The organism is Pseudomonas sp. BMS12 (assembly GCF_001592875.1).
GTDB lineage: Bacteria > Pseudomonadota > Gammaproteobacteria > Pseudomonadales > Pseudomonadaceae > Aquipseudomonas.
Window position 1 is genome coordinate 92,737 of record NZ_LSOF01000009.1, and the last position, 14,040, is coordinate 106,776.

Consider the following 14,040-nt stretch of genomic DNA (forward strand, 5'->3'; position numbering starts at 1 on the left):
ATTGTCTCAAGTCGTTCGCTCCGCTCACTTGGACGTCCGCAAGCTACGCTCGCGGCCGCCCCTTAGCCAAACGTTATGTTCCTCTTCAAGGAATCTCCATAATGGAAGCTGAAGATTTCTCCAAAGAAATATCAATTAGAATAACCCTCGGCCACCTGCTGCTTGCCTGGGAAATCATGTCTGAAAAATTCTCAGACTTGCAGTCACACGAAAGTCTTTCAGAAGAAGAAAGAAGAGCCATTTGGGGTTTAGCGGACTTGCTTGAAAACGCACTTATTGAATACGACGCCACTGAAAAGCCCCAAGCAGAATGGGCGGCGCTTATCAGCAAAGCAAAGGAGTATATAAAAACGGTTCCTGTCGATTTCCTTGAATAGCCTCGTGCAGTGAGGAACATAACAATTGGTTCAAACCGTTCGCTTCGCTCTCTGGGACGGGCTAAAGCCCGCCCCTTAACCAAACGTTAGAGGCTTATTCAGTTCATGCGTATCGACATAGACTTCTCAATCTTCACCTCTGCGCCATCGGCAGAAGGCGTGATATCGGGAAGCATTGAGGTCGACACGCTACCTAGAGCAGGCGAGACAATTTCGTTCTTTAATGCCCCGAACAAATCCATACCCCCTTCAAGAGCAGGCTTTGATCCGTTGCTTAAAGTGGAGAATGTAATTCACAACGCAAGCAGTCGGGGCGTGGCACTTCAACTGCAGAATGTAACCCTCCCAAACAAGCAAAGTGTTGCCGAAGTCGCTGCTTACCTAGAGCAAGGCTTTGGACTATTCTTCGACCCAACTAGTGAGTAAGCCTCTAACAATGCGCTCAACTGCCGCTCACTTCGTTCGCTGGACGTCCAAAAGCTGCGCTTTTGTCCGCCCGTTAGCTTAATCGTTAGCTGTCCAAATCATGACCAACGCGCCCGCCCTGCTTCGACAAATACATGAGGAATTTGGCTCCATTCCATTTCCAACTCATTGCGGCCTGTATGCGGCGATGGCGATGGATGATTGGATTTCTGACGAAACAGAATTGAGGAAAATTACACTTGAAAAGGATTACATAGGTGAATGGTGGAATGTTCCACTGGAGCACCTGAAAGATTGCCTGCATTACTCGCTTTGCTACCTAGATTCGAGCGGCGTTGAGTTTTATCTGCCTGCGTACATGGTCGCTCTGCTTAGGTTTCCAGAGCAATTTGATCACCCAAAGTGCTCTAGTGCTTGGAGCGTAATAATCCACTTCAGGCTGAATGACGACGATGATGAACTTAGGGAATACTCGCGAGATAAATTCTCTAAAATTAACGGTGGGAAGAAACGGGTTTGCCGTGAGTTTCTACAGTACGTTGCGGCATGCCCGCTCTACAATAACCATGCAGCAGAACTTGCAAAGGAAGCCCTAGAGAATGAATTTTGGGCGGTGGACAGCTAACAAATGGTTCAAGTCGCTCGCTTCGCTCACTCGGGACCGGCTAAAGCCGGCCCCTTAACCAAACGTTATATGAAGACAGAACATGGACGCTGACGAGCTCTTCCTAAAAGGCGATGAACTCTACGAGAAAGGTGATTTTGTAGGTGCGTTCTCAGCCTTCATGCAGGCAGCAGAGAAAGGAAGTACATCCTGTATGACACGTGTGGCATCAATGTACACATGTGGCGAAGGGGTCAATTGCGACTATGACAAAGCTATTGAGTGGGAGCTTAAAGCAATAGAGGGTGGTGAAATAACCGCACTCGTCAATCTAGGTATTTCTTACCGAGTAAAAGGCAACATCAGAAAAGCCAAATATTGGTTTGAGCGAGCCATTGAGGCTGGAGACGGTAGCGGCGCTTTGGAGTTAGCCAAGCTCTACATGGTAAGCCCCAAAGAAGAAGAAAGAGCGATTGAGTACTTAAACCTCGCCATCACCAGTAGCAATATGTGCGAGGCCGACATTGAAGAAGCACAAGAGTTACTATCCGAGCTGCGAGGCATCATATAACAATGCGCTCAACTGCCGCTCACTCCGTTCGCTGGACGTCCAAAAGCTGCGCTTTTGGCCGCCCGTTAGCTTAATCGTTAGACAGTCATGGAAAGACAACGAGTATCCTTTGAAGAATCGTGCAAGCGGCCATGCACACTACGGATTAGTAGTTGCGGCGGACCAACAGTGCACGGTCTAAATGGCTATGCTTGTGAAAACTGCATTAGAACAGCACTAGATAAACTCCACGCAAAACATGAAACAAGCATGCAAAGTTGCACTTACTGCGGCAAGGCACCTTCATATCAATGCCAACAAACTAATACATGCAAAGAGTGCTTTGAAAAAGCACTAAAAAGCGTAGAGCATTGGTACAAAAACCACGATCAGGGGAGTGCCTAACAAGGCGCTCAAATCGCTCGTTTCACTCGCTGGGACCGGCGAAGCCGGCCCCTTAGCTTAATCGTTAGGTCCACTGAGAATGCGCCGCTTCAAAAACGCTGATAAAGCCAAGCAAATAGAGCTGACCGCTCAGTTTCCTGACCTTTACAAGCTCCAATGCGTAGAGGAAACGCAAGCCTACACCTATGGGGCAGTGAGTGTTTTTGACCATTGGCTTGACAGAAAAGAGGCAAGGGAACTTCTTGAAAATGTTCCTGCTGAAATTCAAAAGCAGAGAAATAACGCGCTACACATCTTTAGTAAAAAAATTGCATCCGAATTCGAGATATTCAATTTTAAGCTCAATGGCAAGTGGAGATCTTGCCACCCCTTATTCCGCCACTTCACATCCACAAAAGCTGCCCACGATTATTTGACCCCAACAATCTGCCACTCTAGCAGTTGTTTTTTTAGGATCGTAATCCCAGAAATCAATGCCGTATTCTTCGAAAGCTGGGATGACACAAATGTTTTTTATCTTAGGGACCCATCGGCCGCAAAAATCATAAAACCTTTTGCACAAGAATGCGGAATACACTATCTGGAAAAATGGACCTAACAAATGGTTCAAGTCGTTCGCTTCGCTCACTGCGGGACCGGCTAAAGCCGGCCCCTTAACCAAACGTTAGAAGTACAGGATATATTGTGCCGAGAACAAAGCGCTGGGACACACGGATAGCTAAAGATGGCTGCGGAATAGTTGAGGTTACCCTTTCATCCTGGAAATACTTTTCCGACTATATCAGCCAGGAGATGTTGGATTACTCCTCATATATATATAGAGGCCACGGCAACAAACTATGGCTACTAGAACCCACGCTAGACAGGTTCATCAAGGAGCCAGAGTCAAACAAAAGGGCGCAACACTTAGAAAGCTTTAAGTTTTCAACTCGGGGAAGAAGAGGAAATAACCCACCAAACATCGAAGGGGAAAATGACTGGTGGGCTCTAGGCCAGCATCATGGCTTAAGAACCCCGCTACTGGATTGGAGCGAGTCTCCATTTGTCGCTCTATACTTTGCAGCCTCAGAGGCTATCAAATTAAAAACTAAGCAGCTGTCAGTTTTTTGTATTTCACAAGAAACAATAGCTGAGATCAATGACATCGTTAATTCATTCGAGCCAATAGAGCTCATTAACAGCCAAAAGCCCACTGTAAAAATAGTACGACCACTAAGCGATGAAAACTCCAGATTAGTTAGCCAGAGAGGTTTATTCACGCGAGGCCCGAATAATTTAGATCTTGAGTCCTGGATCATTAAATTTAAACCAAAATCCAAGCACATGGACTTAATCAAGATCAATATTCCGAATAGCAATCTAGAGAGCTGCTTAAAATATCTAAACCGGATGAATGTCAACGCCTCCACATTATTTCCAGACTTAGAAGGGGCATCCATTTTTTGCAATCAAACTCTAGAGGTCGAAGGTTACTAATACTTCTAACAATGCGCTCAAAGCGCTCACTTCGTTCGCTGGGACGGCGTTCCGCCGCCCCTTAGCTTAATCGTTAGGCATACAAAACATGTACTACCAAATATTCATAAACGGAATATCTTTAGGGATATTTGGCCACCCGAATGTTCAGAATATGCACCTTTCCGTCATGGTCACTGCAGAGCAAAGCGAAATTTTCGCCAATGCTGTGTGCCTAGAAGGCGAAGATCGATACATGATTGACTGGCTTCAATACCCTGTCAGCGCAGATGATATTGTCGAATTTAAGCAAGTGTCAGAAGGTCAAGTTCCTGAGCCTCGCAAAAAGTACAAAATGCGGGCATTAGCGCCAGATGCCTAACAAATGGTTCAAGTCGTTCGCTTCGCTCACTGCGGGACCGGCTAAAGCCGGCCCCTTAACCAAACGTTAGGTGCACTCATGGAAGAACCTGCGAAACCTAGCCAGGTAAACACCAGTAGTAACTTGATAACATATGGCATTTCCATTTTTGGCCTAGCTGGCATCTTATGGCTAATCCACATGACCTATACAGCTATCAATATGGTTATCGCTGGAAAAGGGCTAGAAACTTATCGAACTTTCTGGCTAGTACAGTTTAATTGGTATGGATTTCTTGCTTTCATAATGGCGTGCGCCGTCGCTATTGCCATTTGCCTCTGGTTGCGGTGGCACGAACATATGCAATGGAAAAATCTGCAGAAAAAATATGGTCGGCGTAAACGCACACCTAACTAGTGGTTCAAGCCGTTCGCTTCGCTCACTCGGGACGGGCTAAAGCCCGCCCCTTAACCAAACGTTAGAGCCCCAGGAGCAAATCGTGATCAATGACCATGGATTAGCAGTAGAAATCTCAAGAATACTGCTTGAGGTTAGCGGGCGAATAGACGAAACGATCGCTATTGTTCACCAACAGAGTTCAGAGCTTGAATCCCAAGAATACTGTCGTGCGGCAGGTGCAATAATGGGCGCCATTCTTACTGAAATTTTGAATCCTATATTTAAAAGTCATCCAGAAATTGCACCATTGGAGTTGCAGAGCTTTTACATCCACCCTAATAAATAAAATTTGAAGACAGAGTTTAGTGCTGCATCAGCGCTCACATGTGAAACCGAGCAGCTCTAACAATTGGTTCAAGCCGTTCGCTTCGCTCACTGCGGGACCGGCTAAAGCCGGCCCCTTAACCAAACGTTAGCCATTATTGCCAGGACTCCCCATGGGAAACATAGAAAGAACATTCCTGCTAGAAAGCAACGTTCCTGGAAAATACAAATTTATCTGCCGAGAATGCAGCAGAGAAACAACGCATATTATCGTTGCCGCTTACAAAGAAAGCGGCAGCCAAGACTGTGGCCGTGGAAATAGCTACGACTGGAATGAGGCCAACCAAATTATTCAATGCCAAGGGTGCGAGGCAGTATCTTTCAGGGTCGAGTCAACAAACTCTGAAGACTATGATTATGACCATGAAAGCAACACCAGATATGACATTGAGACAATAAAGTTTTACCCAGGCCGGTCAGCAGGATTAAAAGCCATTGACAGCTATCTGCTACCACTGAACGTTCAAGACATCTACAAAGAAACAATTCTTGCAATTGAGAATGAGCAGAACATCCTTGCCGGCATAGGGATTAGAGCTCTAATTGAGACAATATGCAAAGACCTTAACGCCGCAGGAAAAGATCTTTACAACAAAATAAACTCCCTACAAGAACAAGGCATCGTCACAAAAGAGGGAGTTGAAACTCTGCACAAACTTAGAGTGCTCGGCAACGACGCAGCTCACGAAGTAAAAAAACACAACCAACAACAACTGTCGCTAGCCATCCAAATAATCGAGCACATGTTAGACGGTACATACATAATCCCTCACAAGGTTGCGCACGTGCTCAAATAACGGCTAACAAATGGTTCAAGTCTTTCGCTTCGCTCACTCGGGACCGGCTAAAGCCGGCCCCTTAACCAAACGTTAGGTTCACATCAGCATGCGCGTGCTTACATTCATCGCACTATTGATACTTATCACTAACTCCTACGCATGCGGCTGCAAGAAATTTAATGCTGAAACCGCATATGCCGAATCAGAAATAGTTTTCACAGCACAAATTACCAGCCAGAGCACTGTGCATAGCGATGAAACAGAATCAGTAATATCTAAACTAAAAATATTAGAAACCCTGAAAGGGCAACCAAACAAAATAGAAAGAGTGATTTCCAGCACATCCGCAAGCACCTGCTGGAAGGCTGTTATCACTGGGGAAATATATCTTTTTTATGCTAAATCAGCACCAGATATTCATTTCAACAAGTGCAGTCCGCATAGACACATAGGCCCAGGAAACGTTGGGGAATGAAACCTAACTACTGGTTCAAGTCACTCGCTTCGCTCGCTCGGGACCGGCTAAAGCCGGCCCCTTAACCAAACGTTAGGCACCAAATGAAACGTGCAATTGAAGTACTACTGGATGATAAGCGAGTAATGTTGCTTCAGGCTCCAGATGGCGGCCCTGCAAGCGTCCAGCTGGCTAATGTTCAGGAAAATTACATGCGTGCCTGGGCACACGCTAGCAGCGATGAAGAGGTCTGGCGCTGGCAACTCCCTGACATTCAGGATGGTCAGGCAATCTCATTCCGCGTTATTCAAGCAGAGGCAGACGACATCTCACCTCCCCAAGAGGTAGAGAAGCGTGACCCTGAGCAGGTAGCCGCAGGCAAACAAAGAGCTAAAGAGTGGTTAGAAGCAGCAAAGAAAAATAAGCCAGGCAGTGAGAGCGCCTAACAATTGGTTCAAACCGTTCGCTTCGCTCACTGGGACGGGCTAAAGCCCGCCCCTTAACCAAACGTTAGGCATCACTAAGATATGCGCGAAGTCCAAGCACTGATCCAAGACCTCGAGTCTTCGAACTCCTCTATTCGAGATAAAGCAGCTTTAGCCTTGATGGATGCGCTTGATGAACGTGCAGTCGAGCCACTTCTCCGAGCTATCTCTAAGCCCGAGAACGCCAACCATCGCGGCACACTGGTTTATGCATTAGGCGCATTCAACTGCGAGGCTTATCTAGAGGTAGTAGTAGATTTAGCTCTGACCGGAAACTATGAGGTTTCTACTGGTGCCTGCAGCATACTCGGAGAATCAGCCAACTCAGCAGGCGCCATCCGGCGAATCAGGGCGCAGCTGAATAAATATGACCAAAATATGCTCTTGGCAGAGCACCACCATATGGTATGGGAAGGTCTACATGAACTTACAGAAGCCGAAAGCGGGATAGCGCCATGACGCCTAACAAACGGTTCAAGGTCGTTCGCTTCGCTCACTCCGGACGTCCGCAAGCTACGCTTGCGTCCGCCCCTTAACCTGTCCGTTATGCACTAATGAAAATACGCAAAGCATACAAAACCTCGTTCCTTGTAGGATTCGGTATCTTCGCAATCTACCAAGCGTTATGGTGGACATTACGTATTTACGGTTGGGGCTGGTCTCAAGACCTAAACATTCCAGGCTTGTTTTTATCGGCCCTAGCCTACCCTTGGTCAACCATCGTATTTTCATTGCATCGCGAAGCATTCGAGCTATTTGGTCAAACCAGCAGAACGTTCATTACCTGCATAGCCTTATCAACTGGCCTAGGAATAAATTTCATGCTCGCCACATTCGTAGCCATCAGAGCAAAGAAACTCATTCAGCGTTTTAGCGCATAACAATGCGCTCAACTGCCGCTCACTTCGTTCGCTGGACAGCCAAAAGCTACGCTTTTGTCTGCCCGTTAGCTTAATCGTTAGACACCTATGCCAGCTAAGCGAAAAATTAGAGTATCTGTGGCGCGCCTTACATTTGATGGTAAGTACCAATATCCGTGGCACACCATCGAATATGGAGAGGCTGAATTCACCACAAGCTTCGCCACTTGTTATTTCGAGGGCCGGAAATTCTCAAAAGACAAAGGCAATGCCTACGGTGGAAACTACCTTGGGAGCGAAGATGGTGACTCTTATCGTATCGCTAAAAAAAGCTAGAATTACCGGGCACAGTTATAGTTCATATTTTCACGGCAGTGTGTAGGCGTCTAACAATTGGTTCAAGTCGTTCGCTTCGCTCACTCGGACGTCCGCAAGCTACGCTCGCGGCCGCCCCTTAACCAAACGTTAGAGCCAACATGACTCCAATGCTACTCATGCAAGCAGCCAAGCTTCTCAGGCCAGTACGGCGAAAAATTATAGCCTTGAGCTTTTTTAGCCTCGTATTTGGGCTCTCACTTTTTGCGGTCGCTGCATCGCTTGAAACTTTCAGCCGAATTCTATTCTTATTTACATGGATATCGCTGATCACAGGCATGTTTTGCTTTGGTCTATCCCTGCTCACACAGCTTTATTCAAAAAAGCCAGAGCCACTTGGAGATAGTATCGCATCAAAGATTAAGTATTACTGGAATCTGGCAGCGCTCACAATTGCTGCACCATTTTTTACTCTTTGGATCATAGGTATGGCTATTCTATTACCAGCCGGCATACTCATTCTATTAATGCAAAGCGACATATCAGGTTGAGGGCAGCGAGCTCTAACAAATGGTTCAAGTCGCTCGCTTCGCTCACTCGGGACCGGCTAAAGCCGGCCCCTTAACCAAACGTTAGGTGCAACTACATGGACTCGTATTCTGTCAGGTGTATTTTCCGCTGGGAGCCTCGGCAAAGGCAAAAAGCGAAGCATACATACGAGGAGCGCATAACCTTATGGCAGGCTGAAAGCCTGGATCAGGCCATTGAGCTCGCAGAGCAAGAAGCAGAAATTTATGCATCTGACGATATGGAGTTCTTGGGCTACTCGCAGGCTTACGCACTATTCGAGCCGTTACCTGGCAACGGCGTTGAAATTTTCTCTTTGCTACGCGACAGCAACCTTGAGCCCGAGGAATATATAGATGCTTTCTTTGATACAGAGCTAGAGCATCAAAGAGAATATGGTTCCAATAAAAAGAAAGGAGCTTAGTGTGGTTGCACCTAACAATACGCTCAACGCTGCTCACTTCGTTCGCCGGACGTCCAAAAGCTACGCTTTTGGCCGCCCGTTAGCTTAACCGTTATGCATACAAAGCTCATGACCAAAACTCTTGCGACAACAATTGCAACCATTAGTTTTTTGATTACCCTGCTAGCACTAAGCACAACTGAGTGTTCGTGCGCATGCAGCTGCGCCACAACACACTGCGAAACTTTGTGGGGAATTTACGCATGGGCAGCTAATTTCCATGACGATAGAGCAGAAACGATTAAGCTATTTTTCACTTTCCTTCTGGCAAGCTTAATTGCAGTAAGTGCAATTACAATCACCATCACACAGCTTGTTAAAAAAGCAAAGGAGCCAAAGCATGCATAACAATGCGCTCAACGTCGCTCACTTCGTTCGCCGGACAGCCAAAAGCTGCGCTTTTGTCTGCCCGTTAGCTTAATCGTTAGTAACTAATGTGGAGTTCAAGGGTTTCTGTTACCGCTGTAGCTTCGGTTTCTATCATCCAAATCCACCTTCATGCGGCATTCCCTAAGCTCAAGGCTTCCTGCGCGATACCACTGGTTACACCGATCCTCCGCTCTTGGCGCTTCCTTTACGACTACAACCTGAACTCCATTTCTTTTGGGTTGCTCTGTCGGCCTTTCAAACGGAACAACATTCGTAGCGCCTCGCGGCGTGTAGTTTCCATCATGGAAACTCGGTACTTCGCTTTGCTGCTTCTTGTTTGTGTAGTAGTTAGCTAGCGCCCTGGCCTTCTCTTCCTCGACCCGCCTATCTGGCTGAATATTGGTGGAAAGCCGCACGACTGCACCTTGCGCTTGATGCTGCTGAACCTGAGAAACCGGAGGAGCTGGGGCGAGATTTTTCTCTAGCTGTTTAGAGCCTAAGAACAAGGCTCCGGCGGTAACTGCACACCCTGCTAAGAACGCAAAACCTATGCGCAGTGTGTCGTTTGACTTTTTCTTGATGTAGCTCGGGGCATCGTCCCAGTCTGCTCTCATCTCTGGCTCTCCTTGCTGAACCACCGCCGGGCCACTTCCGCTGTTAATTGCCGCCCGCTTGCCGTTCTTCCAATTTTCGATCCGCTTCGGTGTACCCAGGGCTGATCTGGCCCCGGCTCAGGTCTATCTGACCGTGCACGATGTATAGCTCGTACTCGGGATACGCCTTTATCAGCTCAGAGAAATCCTCTAGCCGGGCTTTCGTCCTCATATCTGTGGCAACGGTCTGCCATCGGCGGCGCTCCGTTATCCCTGTCTTCTTTGCCAGGGTGGACGGCCCGATATAACGAACAACCTCTCTTAGGCGTTCTTCCATATTCTTAAAAGTTCTCAAAAATGACGAATATTTCTACCTGTCGTATTTTTCGTCATGTATTCTTTCCCTGTCTGACGAATATTACGTCACGCGAAGCTAGTTAGAGATTATCAGACATTGTGATGCTTACCGGCTATGGCAGGCGCACAAATACAGGGAGAGATCAGCAAATGAGCAATGTTTTCGTAGTCCTTCCCCCAATCTGCACCCGCGAAGAGTTCTCGCGTCTCACCGGCCTGGAAGTCAAAGGCAGCTCCGTTGTCCTGGGCATGTGCAACCAATCCACCCTGCCTACCGTCAAGGTAGGCCGTCACTCGCTGGTCAATGTCTACCAGATCATCCAAGACCTCGTAGCTGGCAAGACCGAGTTCCTGCCCGGCGACTACAGCTGAGGCCGCCGAAATGAGCCGCACAGCCTCTCAATTCAAACTGCGCATGCCCTCCGCCCTGCACTCTCAGGTCAAGCAGGCCGCCGAAGATGCCCGCCGTTCTCTGAACGCCGAACTCGTTTTCCGCCTGGAACAGAGCTTCGCCAGCGAGGTGCCAGCCAATGAGCCTCAATCGGTATCTACACCAGCCGCACCCCGAGTCCTGCGACTGCTCTGTGTGCTGGTCCCGTCGCGTTCCGGTGGTATCCGCTCCTTGCCAGTCCACACCCTGCGACCAATGCCGCCCCGCGTCGGTTGCCAAGGTAAATGGCGTCTGGAAAGCGACACCGGCTTTTATCTGCGAGAAACACACGCCACCACCCCGGCCCCCGAAGTACTGGCACGTTATCTACGACACGGGCAATCCGACGCCCTTCGTGCCGATTCGGGAGCCGTTCGAGCTGGAGGGCTGAGTTATGTCTGAACAGCCCCAATCCACCCCGAGCCAAGTCTTCTTCCTAGAAATCATTTGGCCCGCCCTGGTCGTGTTCTTTGTGCTCTTCGGGCTACCGCAAATTCTCCAGTTCGGGCTGGAGCTGCATAGCGCACAGATCACATGCCCCCAACCGACAGCCCCCGCTGTTGAAAAGCCATCGCCTCCGGCGTCAGGGACTGGCCCGCCAGTCGCTGGCGACGGTGGCGACACGGGATGACAAGGGCCGTGGCCCTTGGTGTTTGACGCAGTAACGGCCAGCGCATCGGCCAAGCAATAACCCCAGCAAACCGAGAAACCCCTCGGGCGAAAAACTGAAAGTTCGCCCGTGTGGACTCGCTCGGCCTGCTGAAAGGTAAACCGCGCAATCAGGCGCACCACAAGCGAGGAAATACAAATGGCACGTTCCATTATGGAAGTCGCATTCCTGAGCACTCAGAAGCTGGCATTCAGCAACAACGGCGGCGAAGTGAAAATCGTCAAAGTCTTCTACGGCGATGAGCCGGACGGCATCACCGAAAACGGCCTTTCCATTGTCAGCATGGACGTTCCCCCAGAGGTCGCCGATGAAGTCTTCGCAGCCGGTGCCCAACTGGCCCCGCTGGAGATGGTGCGCATCTCTTTTGAGATTGCTCGGGCTGGTAAGCAGAAGGGCAACAATCTTTGCCTGCATATCGAGCCCGTAAAGCCCCGCGAATAGACCCAGCGCCCGACCCAACAAGCCACCCCGACCAAGCCCAGCGCCTCGGCTCCGGCTGACGCTGCCAAGTCCTGATTAGAGGGCGGCTCCGATGGTTCGGATTTTCTGCAATCACTGCCGCAACTGCGCTCCCGAGCGCTACTGGCTGCTGATTAAAGCCTGCCCGCGCTGCCTGAGCCCCCAATGAATTTCCTGGCGTGTGACGGCGATTGGAGTGCCGGTGCCGGTGGTGAACCCATCTGCACCGGGACGCTGATCAGCCTGACCCAACAGGAAATGCAGTCCCTCTACGGGGCTGCCCTGACCTGGGATGACGTGGCCGAGCTTCGAGGGGAAATCGTGATTCTGTTCGCTCTGGCGTTCGGCTTCCTCGTCCTGAAAAAAGCACTGAAACAGAGGTAATCACCATGCAACAACACAACAGCGTTTTCACCCGTACCCGCCTGCTGGTTGGCGGCGTTTCCACCGCTGCTCTGGCCTTCGGCAATGCCGTGTATGCCGCAGTCCCTGCCGAAGCCACCGATGCCCTGGATACCGCCAAGGGTGACGTGAACACCATCGGTTGGGCGGTGTTCGCCGTCATCGTCGCTGCGGCCGCCTTCGGCTACATGCGTCGCGCCCTGTAAGCCTGCTCGACACGTCCCGTGCCGGGCAAGAACAACCCCGCTCCGGCGGGGTTTTCTTATCCAGCTGGAAGCGCCCCGTATGTCTCAAGAATGGTTTGTTCTCATCATCACTGCCGCTGCTCTGTGGGCGGTGTTCTTCGGGCGGGTGTGACTATGCGCCTACGCCTGATCGCCTTCTTCTGTCTCACTGTCCTTAGTTTTGCGGCTCGCGCTGGGACCGGTTACACCCTTGCACACAGGCCCGATGAATACTTCGTCACGCCTGACGCCGCCTGTGAAGCGGCTATTCCTGATGCTCAGGCGTTGATGCCTAACTACACCATTACGGCTGCTTCTTTTTCTTCGAGCAGCTGCAAATTCACTCGCAAGCTGAACTCTACTGGTGCTGTTTCGAGCGGCCTCTACGCCTGTGTCTCTACTGGCGCGACTTGCCAGATAGGGACTTATGTCTGCCAGGCCGGCACATCAATCACCTGGTCAATCCTGCGCCCCGATCTCGATGGCCTCGGCACGATTGAATACGTCTGCCGCGAAGGCTGCCGCGTCCCGTTGGGCACCTCTGAATGCCAGCCTGTTTCCGAAGGCGCTACTACCGGCATCTGCCACGGTGTGGCCAGTCTCGATGGCGAGGCCTGCAACACTGGCCAATATTCCGAAGGCAACGATACCGCCCCTGATCCCGACACCGACCCTTGTGAGGCCAATCCCCAGGGCGAAGGCTGCACCGATCCAACCGACCCGACTGATCCCACCGACCCAACAGACCCCACCGATCCGACCGACCCAACAGACCCCACTGACCCAGGCGGCGGCGATAACGGCGGCGGCGACAACGGCGGTGGTGACAATGGTGGCGACAATGGGGGTGATAACGGCGGCGATAACGGTGGGGACAACGGCGGCGGCGATGGTGACGGCACCGGCGATAACGCCGCCAGCGGTCTTGGCTGTGACGAAACGCTGTCTTGTTCCGGTGATTCGGTTCAGTGCTCGATCCTCAAGCTCCAGAAAGATCAGCGCTGCGATGAAATCGACCGCTTCGACTTTCCCGAGCAGAAAGACGGCCTCGAAGACTTCCTGAGCAACGAAGACTTCCAACCCGAAGAAGACGAAGAAGTCGACGTGACCGGCCTGTTCAACGAAGGCACCCGCTTTCTTCCGGCCAGCGGCTGCCCGCAGCCCAAAACCTTTTCCCTGACGACCGGTGGTGGTCGCACCTTCGAATTTTCCTTTGAACCCCTGTGCCAGTTCGCCAGCGACCTTTCGTATCTGATCGTGGCCGCTGCCGGGGTGTTCTTTGCCATCTACATAGGCCGCGCCTCGGGAGGTGAGTAAATGCCTGTCTGGATATGGATTGCCCAGTTCGTTTTCCTGATGATCCAGCCGCTCATTGGCTGGATATTCCGCGTCATCGGCATCGGCTTTGTCTCGTATGTCGGCTACAACGCCCTGCTCGATGTGGCCATGGAATACGTCACCAGCCGCATCAGCAGCACCTCGATGGATATTCAGCAGATCCTCGGGCTGGCCAAGGTCGATGTAGCGATCAACATCTACTTCGCCGCGGTCACGACACGCTTTGTCCTGGCCGGGATCAACAAGGCCCAAGATCGTCGCCGGGCACAGGTCTGGCGCAAGCCGGGCGGCACCTCCATAGAAGCGTAGGGAGG

The 14,040-nt window shown here is 50.5% G+C and carries 22 protein-coding genes and 1 pseudogene; 22 read left to right on the top strand and 1 reads right to left on the bottom strand.

Annotated features, from left to right (window positions below):
* The 14 genes from AYB31_RS21710 to AYB31_RS09565 form a co-directional block, all read left to right on the top strand.
* Positions 1–377, top strand: a 377-nt coding sequence (locus AYB31_RS21710) for a hypothetical protein (RefSeq protein ID WP_236715526.1), incomplete at its 5' end; no start/stop codon positions are given.
* Between the two features lie 105 nt (positions 378–482).
* A complete protein-coding gene (locus AYB31_RS21425; protein ID WP_153020679.1) occupies positions 483–803 on the top strand; it encodes a hypothetical protein in 321 nt (106 codons plus the stop codon).
* Between the two features lie 100 nt (positions 804–903).
* Positions 904–1,428, top strand: a complete 525-nt coding sequence (locus tag AYB31_RS21430) for a DUF6714 family protein (RefSeq protein ID WP_153020680.1) — start codon at positions 904–906, stop codon at positions 1,426–1,428.
* An 82-nt stretch (positions 1,429–1,510) separates the two neighbouring features.
* Positions 1,511–1,978, top strand: a complete 468-nt coding sequence (locus AYB31_RS09550; protein WP_068828056.1) for a tetratricopeptide repeat protein — start codon at positions 1,511–1,513, stop codon at positions 1,976–1,978.
* Between the two features lie 463 nt (positions 1,979–2,441).
* Positions 2,442–2,960, top strand: a complete 519-nt coding sequence (locus tag AYB31_RS21440) for a hypothetical protein (RefSeq protein ID WP_153020682.1) — start codon at positions 2,442–2,444, stop codon at positions 2,958–2,960.
* Between the two features lie 86 nt (positions 2,961–3,046).
* Positions 3,047–3,838, top strand: a complete 792-nt coding sequence (locus AYB31_RS21105) for an FRG domain-containing protein (RefSeq protein ID WP_153020683.1) — start codon at positions 3,047–3,049, stop codon at positions 3,836–3,838.
* An 88-nt stretch (positions 3,839–3,926) separates the two neighbouring features.
* Positions 3,927–4,199: a hypothetical protein gene (locus AYB31_RS21445; RefSeq protein WP_153020684.1), complete on the top strand. Its 273-nt coding sequence runs from the start codon at positions 3,927–3,929 to the stop codon at positions 4,197–4,199.
* 478 nt (positions 4,200–4,677) lie between these two features.
* Positions 4,678–4,923 carry a hypothetical protein gene (locus tag AYB31_RS21450; RefSeq protein WP_153020685.1) on the top strand — a complete coding sequence of 82 codons (246 nt, stop codon included), beginning with the start codon at positions 4,678–4,680 and terminating at the stop codon, positions 4,921–4,923.
* Positions 4,924–5,074: 151 nt separating this feature from the next.
* Positions 5,075–5,758 (top strand): DUF4145 domain-containing protein, encoded by a 684-nt coding sequence (locus AYB31_RS09555; protein ID WP_068828059.1) that lies wholly within the window; start codon positions 5,075–5,077, stop codon positions 5,756–5,758.
* Between the two features lie 94 nt (positions 5,759–5,852).
* A complete protein-coding gene (locus AYB31_RS21455; RefSeq protein WP_161489378.1) occupies positions 5,853–6,215 on the top strand; it encodes a hypothetical protein in 363 nt (120 codons plus the stop codon).
* A gap of 83 nt (positions 6,216–6,298) precedes the next feature.
* On the top strand, positions 6,299–6,640 hold the full coding sequence (locus AYB31_RS09560; RefSeq protein ID WP_153020687.1) for a hypothetical protein: 342 nt from the start codon (positions 6,299–6,301) through the stop codon (positions 6,638–6,640).
* A gap of 81 nt (positions 6,641–6,721) precedes the next feature.
* Positions 6,722–7,138: a HEAT repeat domain-containing protein gene (locus AYB31_RS21460; protein WP_153020688.1), complete on the top strand. Its 417-nt coding sequence runs from the start codon at positions 6,722–6,724 to the stop codon at positions 7,136–7,138.
* Between the two features lie 877 nt (positions 7,139–8,015).
* Positions 8,016–8,405, top strand: coding sequence for a hypothetical protein (locus AYB31_RS21465; protein WP_153020689.1), 390 nt, complete (start codon positions 8,016–8,018; stop codon positions 8,403–8,405).
* Between the two features lie 95 nt (positions 8,406–8,500).
* Positions 8,501–8,845, top strand: coding sequence for a hypothetical protein (locus AYB31_RS09565; protein WP_068828062.1), 345 nt, complete (start codon positions 8,501–8,503; stop codon positions 8,843–8,845).
* 482 nt (positions 8,846–9,327) lie between these two features.
* Here AYB31_RS09565 and AYB31_RS21470 read toward each other — a convergent pair whose 3' ends face one another.
* The gene (locus AYB31_RS21470) at positions 9,328–9,867 is read right to left on the bottom strand and encodes a hypothetical protein (protein WP_153020690.1); all 540 of its coding nucleotides are present in this window, start codon (positions 9,865–9,867) and stop codon (positions 9,328–9,330) included.
* Positions 9,868–10,353: 486 nt separating this feature from the next.
* Between AYB31_RS21470 and AYB31_RS09575 the strand changes: the two genes are divergently transcribed.
* The 8 genes and pseudogenes from AYB31_RS09575 (at position 10,354) to AYB31_RS09605 (ending at position 14,035) form a co-directional block, all read left to right on the top strand.
* Positions 10,354–10,575: a hypothetical protein gene (locus tag AYB31_RS09575; protein WP_068828065.1), complete on the top strand. Its 222-nt coding sequence runs from the start codon at positions 10,354–10,356 to the stop codon at positions 10,573–10,575.
* A 10-nt stretch (positions 10,576–10,585) separates the two neighbouring features.
* A pseudogene (locus tag AYB31_RS22120) lies at positions 10,586–10,711 on the top strand (Arc family DNA-binding protein); the annotation flags it as partial.
* 22 nt (positions 10,712–10,733) lie between these two features.
* Positions 10,734–11,024, top strand: a complete 291-nt coding sequence (gene pflM / locus AYB31_RS22000) for a lysogeny maintenance protein PflM (RefSeq protein ID WP_236715535.1) — start codon at positions 10,734–10,736, stop codon at positions 11,022–11,024.
* Between the two features lie 417 nt (positions 11,025–11,441).
* Complete coding sequence (locus AYB31_RS09585) at positions 11,442–11,744, top strand: hypothetical protein (RefSeq protein WP_442961802.1); 303 nt, start codon at positions 11,442–11,444, stop codon at positions 11,742–11,744.
* Positions 11,745–11,927: 183 nt separating this feature from the next.
* Positions 11,928–12,146 carry a hypothetical protein gene (locus tag AYB31_RS09590; RefSeq protein ID WP_068828068.1) on the top strand — a complete coding sequence of 73 codons (219 nt, stop codon included), beginning with the start codon at positions 11,928–11,930 and terminating at the stop codon, positions 12,144–12,146.
* A gap of 5 nt (positions 12,147–12,151) precedes the next feature.
* On the top strand, positions 12,152–12,370 hold the full coding sequence (locus tag AYB31_RS09595) for a major capsid protein (protein ID WP_082805261.1): 219 nt from the start codon (positions 12,152–12,154) through the stop codon (positions 12,368–12,370).
* 153 nt (positions 12,371–12,523) lie between these two features.
* Positions 12,524–13,705: a virulence factor TspB C-terminal domain-related protein gene (locus AYB31_RS21830; protein WP_236715527.1), complete on the top strand. Its 1,182-nt coding sequence runs from the start codon at positions 12,524–12,526 to the stop codon at positions 13,703–13,705.
* Positions 13,706–14,035, top strand: coding sequence for a DUF2523 domain-containing protein (locus AYB31_RS09605; protein ID WP_068828070.1), 330 nt, complete (start codon positions 13,706–13,708; stop codon positions 14,033–14,035). It begins immediately after the preceding gene.
* The last annotated feature ends 5 nt before the right edge of the window (positions 14,036–14,040 follow it).